Origin of the sequence: Geobacillus sp. DSP4a (genome assembly GCF_013096875.1) — a bacterium.
Lineage (GTDB): Bacteria > Bacillota > Bacilli > Bacillales > Anoxybacillaceae > Geobacillus > Geobacillus thermophilus.
On the sequence record NZ_SDLD01000259.1, the window covers coordinates 1 to 303 of the forward strand.

At 44.6% G+C, this 303-nt stretch carries 1 protein-coding gene; it reads left to right on the forward strand.

What is annotated here, in order from left to right; all coding sequences use genetic code 11:
- On the forward strand, positions 1-303 hold a 303-nt coding region (locus tag ETC02_RS17250; protein WP_253264195.1), incomplete at both ends, for a DUF6444 domain-containing protein.

Consider the following 303-nt stretch of genomic DNA (forward strand, 5'->3'; position numbering starts at 1 on the left):
CTGTATTTACAGTTGAAAGCTTAATCAGCAAAGTCCAACAACAAAAGCAGCTCATTACTCACCAACAACAAGTCATTGAGCAACTGTTGAAAGAAAACAAACAGCTACGCAAAGAAAATGAACAACTGAAGTACCGTGTTCAAGAGCTGGAAGCACGCACGAAAAAAAACAGCTCTAATAGCCATTTGCCCCCATCTTCTGACCGTTTTGCCAACACACGTTCTTCTCGTCAACCATCTGGCAACAAGCCAGGCGGACAAGAAGGACATCAAGGAACGACGCTCCGTCAAGTGGAACATCCAC